Raw genomic sequence first — 16,865 nt, 5'->3', positions numbered from 1 at the left:
ACCTAGTTAAGGATAGTCGATATGCTCAAAAAACACTCATATATGTGCAACGATCAGAATTACTTCTTTAATGTTTTCACATCGGCAGGAAGTATTTTATAAGCTTTTTTAAATGCTCTACCAAAGTTTGCAGAACTTTTAAAATTTAACTCCGCGGCCACATGTTTCACTTGCGCACCATTTTGCAATTTTTCAAAAGCGTATCGCATTTGTACATCTCTAAAATAATCAAAAGCAGAGTGGCCCATTTGTCTCGCAAAATGTCTTCTTAGGGAAGCAACGCTCATATTTCCGATATAGGCTAACGCCGAAAGTCCAGGAAAACCATTTTTGAAATTTTGATTTAAGTGCATTTTTATTTTTTCAACCCCATCAAATTCATGGTTTACCGGCGGAGCATTCAATATGGAAGTTGGATCAGCTACAATGCTAAAAAAATCGGCAATGAGCGTGAGTGATAATTTACGTACTACCAAGGCATACACTGGTGATCGCTGAGCTTGTGTAAGTAATCTGTCCAATTCATCGAAGGTATCTTTATAGAAACTATCACTGAAGTAGGCTAAACCTTCCATTTTTTTTTCGATCACTTTTAGGAAATCAGCTTCTGGGTCTACTCCCGAAAAATCAATGCCTTTACCCAGCCATTCTTTAGTGAAGCAAAAAATAAAAGCTCTAACACCAGCATCTTGCTCAAAGAGTGTTTTATAATCAAATTCATTATTATAAAAACTGCAGATACGTGGCAACGACATGGCTTTAGCTTGCAAAGGGTCATTGTCTTTTGCTGGTACTTTGTTCACTCCACCTCTAATTAGTTGATAGGATAAACAATAATATTCAATGCTTCTATCTCCAAACAACTCAATTTCTGTATTCTCTTGTGCGGTCATATCCACCACAAACAAATAACAGCCTTCTTCTATCTTTTCATATTGGAAAGTAGTTTTCAATTGGGGACTATCGGCTATTAAAACTTGCCTTTTATCATCGTGCAAAACCGTTGGAATGGTACTTGCTGCTGCAATGAATTTTTCGGGATAGGTCATTTGCCACGAAGAAAGAGGAGTAGCCATATTTTTAGTTTGAGTTGCCAGCGGTATAAATTTATTAAAACTCTCCCTCTACTCCTAATCCAAATAACGCAAAATCGTATTTCACAGGGTCATTGGCATCAAATTCCTTTAATTGCTCAGTCAGTTCAACCGCAGTTAGCCAATCGGTTTGCTTGCGTTCGATTAAGCCGAAATGTCTTGCTACGCGGTCTACATGCACGTCACAAGGACATATTAAATCAGTCGAACGTAAAGTGTTCCAAATCCCAAAATCAACACCACAATTATCTTTCCTTACCATCCACCTTAAAAACATATTTAACCGTTTACAAGTAGATTTTTGCAGTGGCGAAGACACGTGCTTAACCGTTCTACGAGGAAAATCTGGCAAGCTAAAGAAGTAAGAACGGAAATGGTTTAAAGCTTTTTCTATGGTAAAATCAGCAACGACCAAATCGGAAGTATAACAGGTAGAAGAAGTCAATTCGTAGCCCGAAGCGATCTCTTCAACACTCAAATAATCTGTTCTATAAATTAAAGATTGGGGAATAAAAGCAGTTTCCAAGGAGTTAGACTGCTGGTAATGCTGCTGAAAGAAAGCCACAAAGTAAAGCAAATCGGTATCGTTAAAGGTACGGTGCTTAAAACCAAGCAAACTTTTCAAATCTTCATCAGAATGATGGAGCATGAATTGATACGGCTGATTATCCATTCTTGCCAATAATTCATTGCATTTATTGATGATGGTTTTGCGTTGTCCCCAAGCTAAAATTGCCGCAAAAAAAGCGGCAATTTCGATGTCTTGTTTTAACGTGTATTGATGCGGGATGCTGATTGGGTCGTTCTCAATGAAATTTGGTCGATTATACTGCGCTACTTTAGCATCGAGAAAATCTTTAATATCTGTAATTTGCATGATTTGGTCAATTGTAGAAATCGTTGAATTGGTTAATCGATACCAAATCAATTAACCAATCCTATAGTTAAACGATTAAACCTTACGCAAGTGCTTGTTCCAAATCCGCCAATAAGTCATCAATATCTTCAACGCCAACGCTGAAACGTAATAAATTATCGGTTACCCCTACTTTCTCACGTTCTTCTTTTGGAATTGAACCATGGGTCATGCTCACTGGATGATTCACTAAGCTTTCTACACCACCTAAAGATTCCGCTAATGAAAATACTTTGAAACGTGAAGCAATGCGGAAAGTTTCTTGCAAATCAGCATCTTTTAAGGTTACCGAAACCATGCCCCCGAAACCACGCATTTGTTTTTTGGCAATATCGTGATTAGGATGCTCTTCGAAACCTGGCCAATAAATTTTGTCAATTTTAGGATGGTTTTTCAAGAAATGAGCCACTTTCTCTCCATTTTCACAATGCGCTTTCATACGCAAGTGCAAGGTTTTAATTCCTCTTAATACTAAGAAAGCATCTTGAGGTCCTGGTGTGGCACCACAAGCATTGTAAATGAAGAACAAATCTTTGTATAAAGCTTCGTTATTGGTCAACAAAGCACCCATTACCACGTCAGAGTGACCTCCAATATATTTCGTTACCGAATGCATGACCACGTCAGCACCCAAATCAATTGGATTTTGTAAATAAGGCGAGGCAAAGGTGTTATCAACCGTTAAAAGGATGTTGTGCGCCTTTGTAATTTTGGCTACCCCTTCAATATCAATGATACGCATGGTTGGATTGGTAGGTGTTTCTATCCATACCAATTTGGTTTTCTCATTAATGTATGGGGTAATATTTTCTGGCTTCGATAAATCCAAGAAATGAAACTTGATACCATAGTTTTGATAAACCTTGGTAAAAATACGATAAGAACCACCGTACAAATCATTTCCCGTAATCACTTCATCACCAGGCTTTAACAACCTCAACAAAGTATCGGTAGCACCCATTCCGCTGCTAAAAGCCAAACCAAACTTACAATTTTCCAATGCTGCCAAACAGTCTTCCAGTGCTTTACGGGTTGGGTTGGTACCTCTGGAGTACTCGTATCCCTTGTGCTCTCCTGGTGATGCCTGCCAATAAGTTGAAGTTTGATAGATTGGGGTCATTACCGCACCAGTGGTTGGGTCAGGATGCTGACCAGCGTGTATAGCTTTGGTTGCAAATTTCATTTCGATATTTTTTATAACCACATAGACACATCGTTTCGCTCTACCTATGTATCTATGTGGTTCAATTTAATTATAAATTATTATTTTGTTGCACTTCAGATTTAAACATATAGCCCAAGCGCTTTCCTGTTGGATAACCACTGGCTGCTAAAGTTGTTTGCTTTTGATGCAGGGTAATATCTTTAACCGTAGCATAAGGTGGCAATTGCAAATCAGTTTCTATACAATCTAACACCGCCAATTCCAAAATATGGGTCAATACGTCTTCATTAATTTCAGCTTCGCTAAAAGCTTCGTATAAAAATCCCAATTGTCCTTCACCTTCTACGATGAAACGTTTTTCTTTATTGATTAGAATTCTGGCGACCAAAGTACCCTCATCCGCCAAGCGATTATACTTAATCGAATCGGCTAAAAAGTTATGAATGTAGATGACCCCACAATAGCTCAAGCTAGGGTTAGCTTTTACATAGCTGGTAGAATAAATCCGATGTCCTTCTTCAAAATTAAAAACGTTACTATGCATGGATAACAACAACATATCGCCAGAGAACTTAAGTTCTGCTTCAAATTGATGTGCATCTTTATAAGCCACTTCAACCGACGGATCTTTAACGGTATAATCTTGATGCAAGCGAGAGGCTAGCTTTGAAAGCGCCTTTTTTGCAATTGCAAAAACATCGACTGTATTTCTATAAATTTCCTGTTTTAAAGAGGCTTTACTTTCTAATTTTTCAAGTATCAGCTGGTAATTTGTTGTTTCCATTTTTAGATTCTGGTTAGTGGTGTTTGGTTTTTTAGGTGGTTGAAAATCCAATCACCCGAACTTTTCATTTAACACCTATAACTTAATAAGCTTTCGCAAACAATACGCGTTGTTTTGATGGGTTGCCTGTTAAAATACAAACGCCGTCTTCCAACTTATTGTCTAAAGGAATACATCTGATAGTAGCTTTGGTTTCTTCCTTAATGCGTTTCTCCGTTTCGGCGGTACCGTCCCAATGCGCAGCAATAAAACCTGTTTTGGTTTCCAATAGCTCTTTAAATTCTTCGTATGAATTTGCTTCGGTGATATGCTCGTCTCTAAATTTCAACGCTCTATTGAAGATATTCTCTTGGATTTGCGCCAACATTTGGAAAACATACTCTGCCAAACCTTCTTGTGGTACAGTGAATTTCTCCTTGGTATCTCTACGAGCAAGCTCAACGGTACCATTTTCCATATCTCTAGCACCAATTGCCAAACGAATAGGCACACCTTTCAATTCATATTCAGCAAACTTAAATCCGGGACGTTGACTATCTCTGTCATCATATTTCACAGAAATTCCATAACCTTTTAGTCTTGGAAGCAATTCATCTACAAATGATGATATTTTTTGAAGCTCTTCTTCGCCTTTATGAATAGGTACAATTACCACTTGGATTGGCGCCAACTTTGGAGGAAGTACCAAACCGCTGTCATCGCTGTGCGCCATAATTAAGGCCCCCATTAAACGAGTGGAAACACCCCATGAACTTGCCCAAACGTAATCCTGTTTACCTTCTTTGTTAGTGAATTTAACATCAAATGCTTTCGCAAAATTTTGACCCAAAAAGTGAGAAGTTCCTGCTTGCAAAGCCTTACCATCTTGCATCAAAGCTTCGATACAGTAAGTATCTAAAGCACCCGCAAAACGCTCAGTTTCTGTCTTTCTGCCTTTTACCACTGGAACGGCCATCCAATTTTCAGCGAAATCGGCATACACATCCAACATTTTCTCCGTCTCTTCAATCGCCTCTTCAGAAGTAGCGTGTGCAGTATGTCCTTCTTGCCACAAAAATTCTGTGGTACGTAAGAACAAACGGGTTCTCATTTCCCAGCGCACCACATTGGCCCATTGGTTGATCAACAAAGGTAAATCACGGTATGATTGGATCCAACCTTTGTAAGTATTCCATATGATGGTTTCTGAGGTCGGACGAACAATCAGTTCTTCTTCTAATTTCGCTTCTTCATCTACAATGATGTTACCTTGACCATCATTCTTTAAACGATAATGTGTCACAACGGCACATTCCGTAGCAAAGCCGTCTACGTGGGCAGCTTCTTTAGAAAAATAAGATTTGGGAATGAACAAGGGAAAGTAAGCATTTGTGTGACCTGTTTCTTTGAATTTATGGTCTAAAACCGCTTGCATTTTCTCCCAGATAGAGTAACCATACGGCTTAATTACCATACAGCCCTTTACTGACGAATGTTCTGCCAGATCGGCCTTTATAACAATTTCGTTATACCACTGCGAATAATCTTCACTTTTACTCGTAATACCTTTGCTCATAACTTATTTGGAACGTTTTTTGTGTTAAATATCTTGTATTGATGGCTACAAAGCTATAAATTTATAGTCACAATTTATTTTAGCACACAAATAAAACTAAATACAATGAGAGTCAATCATTTTTTCACCAGCACACTTGCCGCAACTGCCTTGTTAGTTGCGTCATGTTCTACACAAAAAATGGCACAAAACAACAGTGCCGATGATGTGTACAATACGACTGCGCAGGCTCGGGTTTACAAGTACTCGCCTCCAGTACAAACGGCTCAAATAGATACATCACATACCGATCCTAATTACAGACCGAGCGACCAAAGTTACGACATGGATTACGCCTCTAGGATTGATAGATTTTACTATGGCAGCCCTAACCGGGTATATTTTGATGATTACTACAACTTCTATGGTTACAATTCGTGGTACAACCCTTATGATTTATCATTAGGCTTTAACTACGGATGGGGCTTTAATCGTTGGAATAACCCTTACACTTATTGGGGATATTACGGCAGTCCTTATTACTGGAACACTTGGGGCCCTTACTCCTACTACAACCCTTGGTTTGGTGGCTGGGGAGGAGGCTACTGGGGTGGCGGTTATTGGGGCGGTGGCTACTGGGGTGGTGGCTGGGGAGGCTCCACTATCGTTAGAAACGAGAACTATAGGCCTAGACCATCGAGAATGGGAAGTAGTACTGCAAGACCTTCTTCAGGAAGATATGTAGGTTCTGACAGAGGAAATATCGGTGATGGCGTAGGAAGACCTAGACCACAAAGCTATAACCCAGCTAATAACGGTACTGTTTCTAGACCAGATAGAACTTCTAACTCAAATGGAGGTGGAAGACCTAGCAGAACTAGTGAAGGTAGCAGACCGTCTTCACCTACTAGAGAAAGCTATACTCCACCTTCAAGACCATCTTCTCCTCCTGCAAGTAGCGGTAGTGGAAGTAGTGGTAGCAGTAGTGGAAGTAGCCGTCCAACACGTAGTGGAGGTAGAGGCTAAGTTTGTTTTCTAAATTATTTATCGCAATTCAATGAAAAAGATATTATCAGTGTTAGTAGTAGCGGCAGCTACTGCTAACTACGCTTACGCGCAAACTACCCCACAACCTATCATATTACCTACCTATGCCGGTGATGGATTAAGGTTTTCGCAAACAAATTATGGTAGTTCAGCAAGGTTTAAAGGTATGGGAAATGCCCAAATTGGGGTGGGTGGAGATATCAGTTCCTTAGGAGGGAACCCTGCTGGCCTAGGTTTGTTTACGCGTTCTGAATTTGTACTCACTCCAGAATTTAATGGCACCAATATCAAAGCTGATTATTTGAACAATACTACTTCCAGTAATAAAAGTCAAATTAATTTAAACCAAATTGGGGTGGTATTTCACATGCCCACCTATAGATCGAAAGGCCAAGACACCCAGAAAGGAGTAATCAGTGCCTCCGTGGGATTGGGTTATAACCGCAATAATGATTACGGGTTGGAATCTAGCTTTTCAGGAACGAACAACACCAGTTCTGTTTACAATATGTTTTATGAGGAGAATGCTGGAACATTGGGAAATACACAACAAGCAAATGTAATTCGTTCTGGTTCTGTATCTGAATTTAGTATTGCTGGAGCAATCAACATCTCCAACCAAATTTATATTGGTGCTAATTTAGGCTTGGTAAGTATTAACATGAATAACGACATGCACCTTTACGAAAAAGGAAATGTAGAAAACTATGCTGTTGATTATTATCAAAACCAAGAAGCTAAAGGATCTGGAGTTAACGGTCGAATTGGTGTAATTTTCAGACCTGTTAGCGAGTTTAGAATTGGGATGAACTTACAAACACCAACCTGGTTCAATATTGATGATCGCAGTGCAGGAAGCAGTTCGGATAAAGCGGTTTTAAATGAAGAAATTTATGATTATAGCTATAACCTGCGCACCCCTCTTAAAGGCTCGCTCGGAGCTAGCTATGTAATTGCTAATAGAGCATTTATTTCTGCCGATGTGGATTTTATTGATTATTCAAGCATGCGTTTTTCAAGTATTGACGGAGTTGGTATTGGCGAAATCAATAATGCCAATAATGATGTCAAAGCGAATTACAAAAGCGCTGTGAATTATCGTGTTGGTGCAGAGGTAAAAGTAACAGATCTGGTAAGCTTAAGAGGTGGTTATGGCATTAACGGAACCGCTTACAAAGATGACAGCAAAAATTTATTTCAAAGTAAATTTTACTCTGGAGGCATTGGATACAGAGATAAGAACTATTATTTTGATGTTGCTTACCAACGCGTAGAAACCAACGCAACTTTTAGTCCTTATTTATTACAAGATTATAATGAGCCCGTTGCACAAGCAAAAAATAACAAAAACAACGTGTTCTTAACTTTTGGGGTAAGATTTTAAATTTCAAAAGACTTGAAACAGAAAAACCGATGAGCAATTCATCGGTTTTTCTGTTTTATATAATACCATACAAAGAACCACCCCGCTCTCCCATCCTGTCCACTCTTTCCGCTACGGTATTATCTTTAATCAGTTCTGGTGCATGATGAGGTTTCTTACGGGCATCTATAATTAATGGCCCTCGACAGCCCCAATGCTTATTTTCCGTAAAGTCATCTACGCCATCTATATCTGCAGCAGGATTACTTCTGGTAAAAGTTACCCAAACCAAATTATTAATGTTTTCAGCAGTGAAGCTTGCATCATCACACACCACTATCAATGGTAATTGCGAAAGCTCATTTGCTTTTAGACTTTCCTTAAGGGACGCAATGTCTTTTTTAGCTTGCTGTTGATTTGTATATGCTGGTAATTGAACCGTCAATACACCTGGCACTGCCAAACAATGATTTTCCGCCAATTTGAAGTCAGCAGGCAAACTGTTTAGAAGCTCACGTTTCTTTTCTCCTGCCGCCGCAAAAACCACCTTAGAGCCAGAGTTAAGTCCATCACCCGAGTAGTCCAAAGTATCAATGGTCGTATTGGTATGAAAATGGACATCCCTTGTCAAGTCAACCCTTTCCAGCATATGCTGCAAGAATTCGTCAATGTGATGCGTAGTTAACGCTTCATTATCTTCACTAGCTGCAATCAATAGGTATTTGGCCAAACTCAATTGGTTTTTACCCAAAATATGGTTGCTGATGGTCAAAATTTCCTGCGGCTTTCTTTCTTTAAGATATGGCGTATAACGCTCACTTCCTATGGCAAATAAAAGTGGGTGCACTCCTGCGGCATCTACTGCATTGACTTCTTTCAGTCCATGTATTTCCTGTGGAATAGCTGAGCCCGATATTTCGTGAATCAATGCGCCGAAGCTGGTGTCTTCTTGAGGTGGTCTGCCCACTACGGTAAATGACCAAAGCGCATCCTTTTTATGATACACATTATGCACCTTCATCAAAGGAAATGGATGTACCAAGCTATAATAGCCCAAATGGTCACCAAATGGTCCTTCTGGTTTATTTTCATGAGGATAAACAGTCCCTGTAATCACAAAGTCTGCATCTGCAGAAATTACAAAACCTTCCTCATCCCTAAAATATCTAAAGCGTCTGTTACCCAAAGCACCTGCAAAGGTCATTTCCGAAAGCCCCTCAGGTAAGGGCATTACTGCGGCTAAAGGATGTGACGGTGGTCCACCCACAAAAATACTCACCTTAAGCGGTTGTCCCTTCGCGTTAGCCTTGGTTTGATGCACACCAATCCCTCTGTGGATCTGGTAGTGCAAGCCAATTTCTTTGTCCTGGATATAATCGTTACCCGCCAGTTGGATACGGTACATCCCTAAATTTCCATTCATCACCCCTGGCTTATCAATATCCTCGGTGAACACTTGGGGCATGGTTATAAAAGGTCCTCCATCCATTGGCCAGTTCACAATTTGTGGAAGTGCTGAGATGGTTGTTTTTTGAAAAGTTTGCTTAAATAACGATTGTTTTAAGGGCAATGCCGATAAAGCGGTTAAGCCAGTACCTAAGTATTTAAACGGATTTTTAATGGCTTTCATGGGGTCCGAGCGAAGCTCAACCAGTTGTTGCACTTTCGGAAGCGAATCCCTGAACATAAACTTAGAGCGTTCCAAGGTTCCGAAAAGATTAGACACCGCTTTAAACGGGCTTCCTTTCACCTTTTCGAATAACAGTGCTGGTCCTTGCTTTTCATACACTCGGAGGTGTATATCGGCCATTTCTAGATATGGATCTACTTCTTCCTTAATTCTGATCAGATGGCCATGTTTTTCCAAATCGGCAACACATTCGGCCAAGCTTTTATATCCCATGGCTCAAAGATAAAACAATTTGAGTTTTTAATTTGGAAGATCTGATATTGAAAAAGCCACAGATACACAAACAATTTCCTAAATCTGCGCATCTGTGGCTTATTAAAATTTACTTATTGCGATTATTTCTTTCCCAAAAAAGAACGTAACATCCAAATGGTTTTTTCCTTGAATTGCATAAAACGATTCACCATATCGTTTGAACCATCATCGCCCGCCTTGTCGGTTGCCTCCAACAATTCGCGCTCCAGCTCAATAAGCTTGGTCATATCATCTAAAATAGCTTCAACCATCGCAGTATCAGCCAACCCGATAGTATCAATTTCTTTAATCCCCGACTCCTTGATATAATCTGAGAAACGGCTGTGGGGTGCTTTTCCTAGAGTCAATACACGTTCAGCAATTTCATCAATAGTAAGCTGAGCATTAGTATAAAGTTCTTCAAATTTAAGATGAAGCGTAAAGAAGTTCTGACCTTTGATGTTCCAATGGCAACCCCTTAATTTTTGGTAATGGATATGATAATTTGCTAGATAATCATTAAGCATATCCACTACTGGTTTAACTTGTTTCTCTGTTAAATTTATTTCTTTTGCTGACATAATATCTGTGATTTTGATAGTACCAAATTAACAAAACTAAAGGAAATAAGTTTTGGTTCCATTGCAATTTCGTACAATAGAATACAAAATGTTACCGTTTAGTTACATTGTTAGTGATACTATATATTATTCGTATAATTGTACCTCCAAAAATTAAAAATATAGATGCTTAAGAGATATATTTTAATCTGCTCGCTGCTAAGTTCAGCCGCTGCTTTTGCCAGTAAGCCGCTTGACTCTATAGGTGTAGAGAACAATAATGGCAAAAAACTGATCATCCATAAAGTAGATGCAAAAGAAAGTTACTACTCTATTTCAAGAAGATACAACGTTAATGTAAAAGACGTTCAGACGTACAACAATAATATAGCCCTTCAAATTGGTTCTATTATTAAAGTACCTACCGAAATCCCATTTAATCAAAAAACAACGACAAGTACGCCAACAATTACGTCAAATAGCTTTTTTGATTACACCGTTGTGGCTAAAGATAATTTGAATTTAATTGCGGAAAGATTTGCCACTACGGTAGCCGACATCAAAAAACTTAACAATTTAACTAGCAATAATCTACAACTGGGCCAAGTTTTAAGAGTCCCATTCAATAAAACCAATCCTTTAGCAACCAACAACACTACCTCACCACAAACCAGTAATCAGCCTCAAGAAACAAAAACAACTCCTACTACCACAGGAGTGACCGAGCATACCGTAAAACCTAAGGAATATTTGGGCGTTATTGCAAAGCAGTACGATGTGACGGTAGAAGAAATCAAGGAATTGAATGGACTAAGTTCCAACAACCTCCAAATTGGTCAAGTGCTAAAAATCCCGGCTAAAGGTACGCCTGTTCAAAATGAAACACCTGTGGTGGCCAACAAACCCATCGAAAATAAACCCGTTGAAAGCAAGCCAGTAGAAAGCAAACCAGCAACTGTTGTCAACAATGCTGTTTCTAGCAAAACGGAAGCAACCTTTGAACATGTGGTAGCTGCAAATGAGACCATTTATTCGATTGCTCAAAAATATCAACTTACTACCTATCAACTGAAAACATATAACAACTTAACTTCTAATGACCTTACCATAGGCCAAAAATTAATCATTAAAGGCGAAAAACCAGCGCCAGTAGTGGCCGCCAACAATGATAATACCGACGAAGAGCCTACGGAAGGTACTGGTACGCTTAAAAATCCGAATCTAAAAAGACCAGCTGCAACCTATGGCTTGAATAGAATTGAAGAAAAAGGTACGGGGGTTTGGATTACCGATACAGACCTAGATCCCAATAAAATGTTAATTTTGCACAGAACTGCCCCTGTGGGTACTATTATTCAAATCACTAATCCAATGACCAACCGTTCAACCTTTGCTAAGGTAGTGGGTAAATTTACCGAAAATGAAACCACCAAGGATGTGATTATTGTAATGACCAAGGCGGTTGCTGATGCGGTTGGCGCATTAGATAAACGTTTTTTCTGTACTTTAACATACGGACCTAAAGAAAATGAAAATTAAAAAGCCTGTAATTATTGGCATAGCTGGAGGTAGCGGGTCGGGTAAAACTTTTTTCCTTCATACCTTTTTACACCATTTCAAACATGACGAAGTAACGCTCGTATCGCAAGATGACTATTATATTCCTGCGGGCGAAATGACCCAGGAAGAAAATAAGCTTTACAATTTTGACCTCCCTAGTACTATTGATGATCAACAGTTCCTAATGGACATTAAAAAATTGGTCAATGGTGAAACAGTTTACAAAAAAGAATACAACTTCAACAATCCATTAGCGGTGACCAAAATTTTAGAGATTCACCCTGCTCCCATTATCATTGTAGAAGGCCTATTCATTTTACACTTCCAAGAAATCAATTCGTTAATAGACTATAGAATTTTCATTGAGGCAGACGAGAATATTGCTTTGGAAAGAAGAATACAGAGAGATGGTATTGAACGAGGCTATCCAGAAGAGGACGTATTATACAAATGGCACAACCATGTAGTTCCCGCATATAAGGAATATTTGCTTCCTTACAGAGAAACTTGCAATCAATTGATTTATAACAATTCAAATGAAGCTGACGAAATTATCCGCATTACGGAAATCATGTCTGAAGAATTTAAATCCAATTACTGCAAATAAGCATAGCGTTCATAAAAAAGTTAAAGCCCCGTACGTACGGGGCTTTTTTATGTTTAAACATTTACTAACTCATTATCTGAACTCAATAATTATATAGCTTTTTATAAGTGTTTAATTATTTTAATTTAAAACTGACCCTGAAATAAATTTACTACGTAGCTTTCCGCTTCGCTACAGGTCAGCATCAGTTTTATAGACCAATGGCCAATAAGTTAGCGTTTAATTTCAGGCTATAAAACTTTCAAAATGTTATTTATATATTTTTATTTGTTTTATTTTTTTAAAAATCGTTTATTTGATAATAAAAAAATCAACCAAGTTTAACCAACCAAATCCAAAAAACTAATTTCCTTCAATGTCTAAAGTAGCCACAGCATTACAATCTGCTAGCGAAACCAAAGCCTTAATTATAGGCCAAGACAAGCTAAAACAAACTTTTCAATTATTTAAAGAACAATTCCCTGATGCCAAAGCCATCATTGTTGCTGACGCCATTACCTTTGAATTGGCTGGAAAATCATTAGTGAAACAATTTGAAAGCAATAGTATTGACCAAGAGCCAGCTTATATTTATACCGACCCCGAGATTTATGCTGCTTATGAATATGTAGAGGAATTAGTCGCCGCCTTAAAACAACATCAAGCCATTCCCGTAGCGGTAGGTTCTGGAACCATAAACGACCTTACTAAATTGGCGGCACATTTAACCAATAGGCCCTATCTTTGCGTGGCTACTGCAGCATCTATGGATGGCTATACTGCCTTTGGGGCTTCAATTACAGCCAACGGCGCAAAGCAAACCTTCAATTGCCCAGCACCACAAGCCTGTTTGGCCGACATTGATATTTTAAGTGCCGCTCCTACTGAAATGACCGCCTCGGGCTATGCAGATTTATTTGCGAAAATTACTGCGGGTGCCGACTGGATTTTAGCAGATGCCTTAAACGTAGAACCCATCGACCCAACAGCATGGTCTATTGTTCAAGATGGACTTCACGAAGCACTTTCAGATCCTTCGGGAACAAAAAAAGGTGATGTTAAGGCGGTCTCGCAACTCACCGAAGGATTAATGCTGGGCGGTTTTGCCATGCAATGGTCCAAATCGAGCAGACCTGCGTCTGGTGCCGAACATCAGTTCAGCCATCTTTGGAACATGGAACACCATCTTAACAACGGCGAGCACGTTTCACATGGCTTTCAAGTAAGCATTGGCACTTTAGCCATTACCGCACTTTACGATTTGGCCCTAAAAACAGATTTCGAAAATTTAGATATTGACAAAGCATTAAAACAGTGGCCAACCCTAGAGGAATTAAAAGCGCAATCCTTAAACATTTTTAAAGACACTGACTTTCCAGAAATTGGATGGCAGGAAACCAATGCCAAATATAACAACCATCAACAACTGGAAAAACAACTACAAACTTTAAAAGGAAATTGGAATACCATTAAAGCTCGCCTACAGCAGCAGATTGTTCCTTTCAAAGAAGCAAAAATCCGTCTAGCTACCGTTGGCGCTCCTACCGAACCTGAACACATTGGGATCACGAGGGAAAAACTAAAAGAAACTTTTGTAAGGGCACAATACATCAGAAGAAGATTTACGATACTTGATCTTGCCGTTAGAACAGGCTATCTAAACCAGTGGCTCGACCAGCTTTTTGGCAAAGATGGTATTTGGGAAATAAAAGAGAAATAAGCGTCCCAATTGATTAATCAAGTTTAACGAATAAACAGTTAACCAAAAATGAACCAAGAAACAACAAACGTCAAAGACGAAAAAACACAAAAACTGTTTAGATATTGGCAAACCAGAACCATCATTGTTACCATGATTGGCTATGCCGTATTTTATTTTGTGCGTAAAAATTTCTCTTTCGCCATTCCAGGACTAACTGCCGAATATGGGATTACCAAAACAAGCTTTGGGATCATCATGACTTTGGTCACTATTGTATACGGCATGTCAAGGTTCCTTAATGGCATATTGGCCGACAGAATGAATGCCCGCTATCACATGTCAATTGGCCTATTACTATGCGCTATAGCTAACTTCGCCTTTGGTTGGGGAGCTGATTTGAGCACCTTATTTACCGGTCAAACTGGAGGGCCAATGTTCACCAACACCATGGTGCTCATTTTTGGAATTATTCTTATTGTAAATAACCTTATTCAAGGCAGTGGTTTTCCTCCCGTAGCTCGCCTACTCACCCATTGGATTCCTCAAAACGAATTGGCCACCAAGATGTCCATTTGGAACACCTCGCACTCTATTGGTGCTGCATTAGTAGCTATTTTGGCAGGTTACATCATGGGCTCAATGGGAACCAATATGAGCAATAACCCAGAAATAGTTGCATCTATTGCTGCCAATTTGAAAATAGATGCCACAGATGCCGAGAAAATGAAAAGTGTGATTGAATCTGCTTCTCATTACGGTGCTTGGAAGTGGTGTTTTTGGATACCTGCAGCTATTGCACTGGTAGGTTCGCTAGGGCTTTTTATTGGCTTAAGAGACACGCCATCATCGGTAGGTTTGCCAGAATTGCATAAAACACATAAAAAAGGAAAAGATTCCTCGGCTGAGTTTAAGGCATTTATCCGCAAATCGGTGTACCGCAATAAATGGATCTGGATTTTAGGTATAGCCAATTTCTTTGTATATGTAGTCCGCTTTGCGGTATTAGATTGGGGGCCAACTTTCCTCAAAGAAGCACATGGCATGACCTTAACCAATGCCGGATGGACCGTTGCTGTTTTTGAAATTTTCGGCATTGTAGGCATGTTGGCCGCTGGCTGGGTTACGGATAAATATCTGGCAGGCAAGGCACATCGCACTTCATTATATTGTATGATTGGCGTGGCCATATTTATGACCATTTTCCTTTACTTGCCAGATAGCACCCCTTCTTGGGCAATGATATTTGTATTGGCTATGTGTGGTTTTTTTATTTACGGCCCCCAAGCGCTTATTGGCATTGCTGCCGCAAACCAAGCTACTAATCGTGCCGCCGCTACGGCAAACGGCCTTACTGGATTATTTGGCTACGCCAGTGGTTTAGTATCGGGTGTTGGTGTTGGATACATGGTTGATTCCATCAATAAAACAAACCCAGGAAAAGCTTGGGACTATGTTTTCATGATGATGATAGGCATGGCCGTACTTTGCGTATTTATCTTCGCGCTGATGTGGAAAGCCAAAGCCCACGGATATGATGAGTTAGAAACTAAAGCAGATTAATTTACAGATGAAACTTTCCCCTGATATTACAGAACAATTAAAACACATTAAACATTTTGCGTTGGACATGGACGGCACCATTTATAATGGCAGTACACTTTTTCCGTTCACCAACGAATTTTTAAGCTATTTAAAAAATAATAGTATAGGTTACTCCTTTCTGACCAACAATCCGTCAAAAAGCACTGTCGACTACCTTAAGCATTTAGAAAAAATGGGGATTCCTGCCACAGCCGACGAAATGTACACCTCAGCAGTAGCTACCATCAATTATATCAAAAACCATCACCCTAGCATCAAACGATTATTTATTTTGGGTACACCAAGTATGGTTAAGGAATTCGAGGATGCTGGCTTTATTTCTACAGCAGATAGTGCCGAAGATAAGCCAGATGCACTGGTAGTAGGTTTCGACACTTCATTGGCATATTCGAGATTATGTCGAGCTGCCTACTGGGCAAGCCAACAACTTCCCTATTTTGCCACCAATCCCGATTGGGTTTGCCCTACCGACCAGCCTAATATTTTGGTCGACTGCGGTTCTATCTGTGCCTGTATTGAAGGTGCCACCAAAAGAAAACCAGATGTGGTTATTGGCAAACCCGATCCACAAATGCTAGATGGCATTATTCATGAATATGGCTTAAAACCTCATGAAATTGCGATGGTAGGCGATAGAATCTATACCGATGTAAAAATGGCTAAAAATGCTGGAGCACTGGGAGTGTTGGTACTTTCGGGAGAAGCAACTACCGTAGACGTGCAGCAATCGATGGTAAAACCTGATATTGTAGCAAGAGATTTGGCCGAGCTACAGGAACTCCTTCAACAAGCAAAAAATTAGTTTAATACCATTTCAATTTGCAGAGAAATTCAAAAGATTTCTCTGTTTTTTTTGGAAAACAAATTAGGATTACTATTCTCGATAGCCCCGCTGCCTACCGTAGGCAGGCTTTTCACTTTATCCCAATATACTTCAACAACTATTTTGTCATTCAGAGCGCAGCGAAGAATTAGGGCATTACATAATGACAGGAATGATAACAAACAATACGAGAACAATTTTTTCA

14 protein-coding genes are annotated in these 16,865 nt (G+C 39.5%); 7 read left to right on the top strand and 7 right to left on the bottom strand.

Translation table 11 applies throughout. The features are described 5' to 3' along the window. Window positions 1–59 precede the first annotated feature (59 nt). From ABDV71_RS09645 to proS, 5 genes are all read right to left on the bottom strand, one after another. Complete coding sequence (locus tag ABDV71_RS09645; protein ID WP_343532242.1) at window positions 60–1,076, bottom strand: AraC family transcriptional regulator; 1,017 nt, start codon at window positions 1,074–1,076, stop codon at window positions 60–62. A 34-nt stretch (window positions 1,077–1,110) separates the two neighbouring features. After that, window positions 1,111–1,971 (bottom strand): TIGR02757 family protein, encoded by an 861-nt coding sequence (locus ABDV71_RS09640; RefSeq protein ID WP_343532241.1) that lies wholly within the window; start codon window positions 1,969–1,971, stop codon window positions 1,111–1,113. 82 nt (window positions 1,972–2,053) lie between these two features. Next, on the bottom strand, window positions 2,054–3,193 hold the full coding sequence (locus tag ABDV71_RS09635; protein WP_343532240.1) for a cystathionine gamma-synthase: 1,140 nt from the start codon (window positions 3,191–3,193) through the stop codon (window positions 2,054–2,056). Window positions 3,194–3,263: 70 nt separating this feature from the next. Continuing rightward, the gene (locus ABDV71_RS09630; protein WP_343532239.1) at window positions 3,264–3,959 is read right to left on the bottom strand and encodes a hypothetical protein; all 696 of its coding nucleotides are present in this window, start codon (window positions 3,957–3,959) and stop codon (window positions 3,264–3,266) included. An 82-nt stretch (window positions 3,960–4,041) separates the two neighbouring features. Then, window positions 4,042–5,514 (bottom strand): proline--tRNA ligase, encoded by a 1,473-nt coding sequence (gene proS / locus ABDV71_RS09625; protein ID WP_343532238.1) that lies wholly within the window; start codon window positions 5,512–5,514, stop codon window positions 4,042–4,044. 105 nt (window positions 5,515–5,619) lie between these two features. Between proS and ABDV71_RS09620 the strand changes: the two genes are divergently transcribed. Both ABDV71_RS09620 and ABDV71_RS09615 read left to right on the top strand, forming a co-directional pair. Continuing rightward, on the top strand, window positions 5,620–6,519 hold the full coding sequence (locus tag ABDV71_RS09620; protein ID WP_343532237.1) for a hypothetical protein: 900 nt from the start codon (window positions 5,620–5,622) through the stop codon (window positions 6,517–6,519). A 31-nt stretch (window positions 6,520–6,550) separates the two neighbouring features. Beyond that, window positions 6,551–7,924 carry a hypothetical protein gene (locus ABDV71_RS09615; RefSeq protein ID WP_343532236.1) on the top strand — a complete coding sequence of 458 codons (1,374 nt, stop codon included), beginning with the start codon at window positions 6,551–6,553 and terminating at the stop codon, window positions 7,922–7,924. Between the two features lie 55 nt (window positions 7,925–7,979). Here ABDV71_RS09615 and ABDV71_RS09610 read toward each other — a convergent pair whose 3' ends face one another. Together ABDV71_RS09610 and ABDV71_RS09605 are read right to left on the bottom strand one after the other, a co-directional pair. Next, window positions 7,980–9,806 carry a UbiD family decarboxylase gene (locus ABDV71_RS09610; protein ID WP_343532235.1) on the bottom strand — a complete coding sequence of 609 codons (1,827 nt, stop codon included), beginning with the start codon at window positions 9,804–9,806 and terminating at the stop codon, window positions 7,980–7,982. Between the two features lie 122 nt (window positions 9,807–9,928). Then, entirely contained in the window at window positions 9,929–10,408 is a 480-nt protein-coding gene (locus ABDV71_RS09605; RefSeq protein ID WP_343532234.1) for a DNA starvation/stationary phase protection protein, read from the bottom strand. Between the two features lie 165 nt (window positions 10,409–10,573). On the opposite strand from ABDV71_RS09605, the gene ABDV71_RS09600 reads away from it, so the two are divergent. From ABDV71_RS09600 to ABDV71_RS09580, 5 genes are all read left to right on the top strand, one after another. Beyond that, entirely contained in the window at window positions 10,574–11,926 is a 1,353-nt protein-coding gene (locus ABDV71_RS09600; RefSeq protein WP_343532233.1) for a LysM peptidoglycan-binding domain-containing protein, read from the top strand. After that, entirely contained in the window at window positions 11,916–12,554 is a 639-nt protein-coding gene (locus ABDV71_RS09595) for a uridine kinase (protein ID WP_343532232.1), read from the top strand. The genes ABDV71_RS09600 and ABDV71_RS09595 overlap by 11 nt, the downstream gene beginning before the upstream one ends. Before the next feature lie 355 nt (window positions 12,555–12,909). Next, window positions 12,910–14,253, top strand: a complete 1,344-nt coding sequence (locus ABDV71_RS09590; RefSeq protein ID WP_343532231.1) for a sn-glycerol-1-phosphate dehydrogenase — start codon at window positions 12,910–12,912, stop codon at window positions 14,251–14,253. A 48-nt stretch (window positions 14,254–14,301) separates the two neighbouring features. Continuing rightward, window positions 14,302–15,795, top strand: a complete 1,494-nt coding sequence (locus ABDV71_RS09585; RefSeq protein ID WP_343532230.1) for an MFS transporter — start codon at window positions 14,302–14,304, stop codon at window positions 15,793–15,795. A 7-nt stretch (window positions 15,796–15,802) separates the two neighbouring features. Further along, on the top strand, window positions 15,803–16,639 hold the full coding sequence (locus ABDV71_RS09580) for an HAD-IIA family hydrolase (protein WP_343532229.1): 837 nt from the start codon (window positions 15,803–15,805) through the stop codon (window positions 16,637–16,639). Window positions 16,640–16,865: the final 226 nt, after the last annotated feature.

Source organism: Pedobacter sp. (genome assembly GCF_039594775.1).
Classification (GTDB): domain Bacteria; phylum Bacteroidota; class Bacteroidia; order Sphingobacteriales; family Sphingobacteriaceae; genus Pedobacter.
Note: the sequence above shows the minus strand (reverse complement) of the source record. Positions and strands in the feature narration are given on the sequence as shown.

Bases quoted from the DNA above. Each gene is read 5' to 3' on its own strand.
- ABDV71_RS09615 (WP_343532236.1), top strand. From the start codon at position 6,551: ATGAAAAAGATATTATCAGTGTTAGTAGTAGCGGCAGCTACTGCTAAC.
- ABDV71_RS09635 (WP_343532240.1), bottom strand. From the start codon at position 3,193: ATGAAATTTGCAACCAAAGCTATACACGCTGGTCAGCATCCTGACCCA.
- ABDV71_RS09595 (WP_343532232.1), top strand. From the start codon at position 11,916: ATGAAAATTAAAAAGCCTGTAATTATTGGCATAGCTGGAGGTAGCGGG.
- ABDV71_RS09600 (WP_343532233.1), top strand. From the start codon at position 10,574: ATGCTTAAGAGATATATTTTAATCTGCTCGCTGCTAAGTTCAGCCGCT.
- ABDV71_RS09605 (WP_343532234.1), bottom strand. From the start codon at position 10,408: ATGTCAGCAAAAGAAATAAATTTAACAGAGAAACAAGTTAAACCAGTA.
- ABDV71_RS09590 (WP_343532231.1), top strand. From the start codon at position 12,910: ATGTCTAAAGTAGCCACAGCATTACAATCTGCTAGCGAAACCAAAGCC.
- ABDV71_RS09580 (WP_343532229.1), top strand. From the start codon at position 15,803: ATGAAACTTTCCCCTGATATTACAGAACAATTAAAACACATTAAACAT.
- ABDV71_RS09585 (WP_343532230.1), top strand. From the start codon at position 14,302: ATGAACCAAGAAACAACAAACGTCAAAGACGAAAAAACACAAAAACTG.
- ABDV71_RS09630 (WP_343532239.1), bottom strand. From the start codon at position 3,959: ATGGAAACAACAAATTACCAGCTGATACTTGAAAAATTAGAAAGTAAA.
- ABDV71_RS09610 (WP_343532235.1), bottom strand. From the start codon at position 9,806: ATGGGATATAAAAGCTTGGCCGAATGTGTTGCCGATTTGGAAAAACAT.
- ABDV71_RS09645 (WP_343532242.1), bottom strand. From the start codon at position 1,076: ATGGCTACTCCTCTTTCTTCGTGGCAAATGACCTATCCCGAAAAATTC.
- proS (WP_343532238.1), bottom strand. From the start codon at position 5,514: ATGAGCAAAGGTATTACGAGTAAAAGTGAAGATTATTCGCAGTGGTAT.
- ABDV71_RS09640 (WP_343532241.1), bottom strand. From the start codon at position 1,971: ATGCAAATTACAGATATTAAAGATTTTCTCGATGCTAAAGTAGCGCAG.
- ABDV71_RS09620 (WP_343532237.1), top strand. From the start codon at position 5,620: ATGAGAGTCAATCATTTTTTCACCAGCACACTTGCCGCAACTGCCTTG.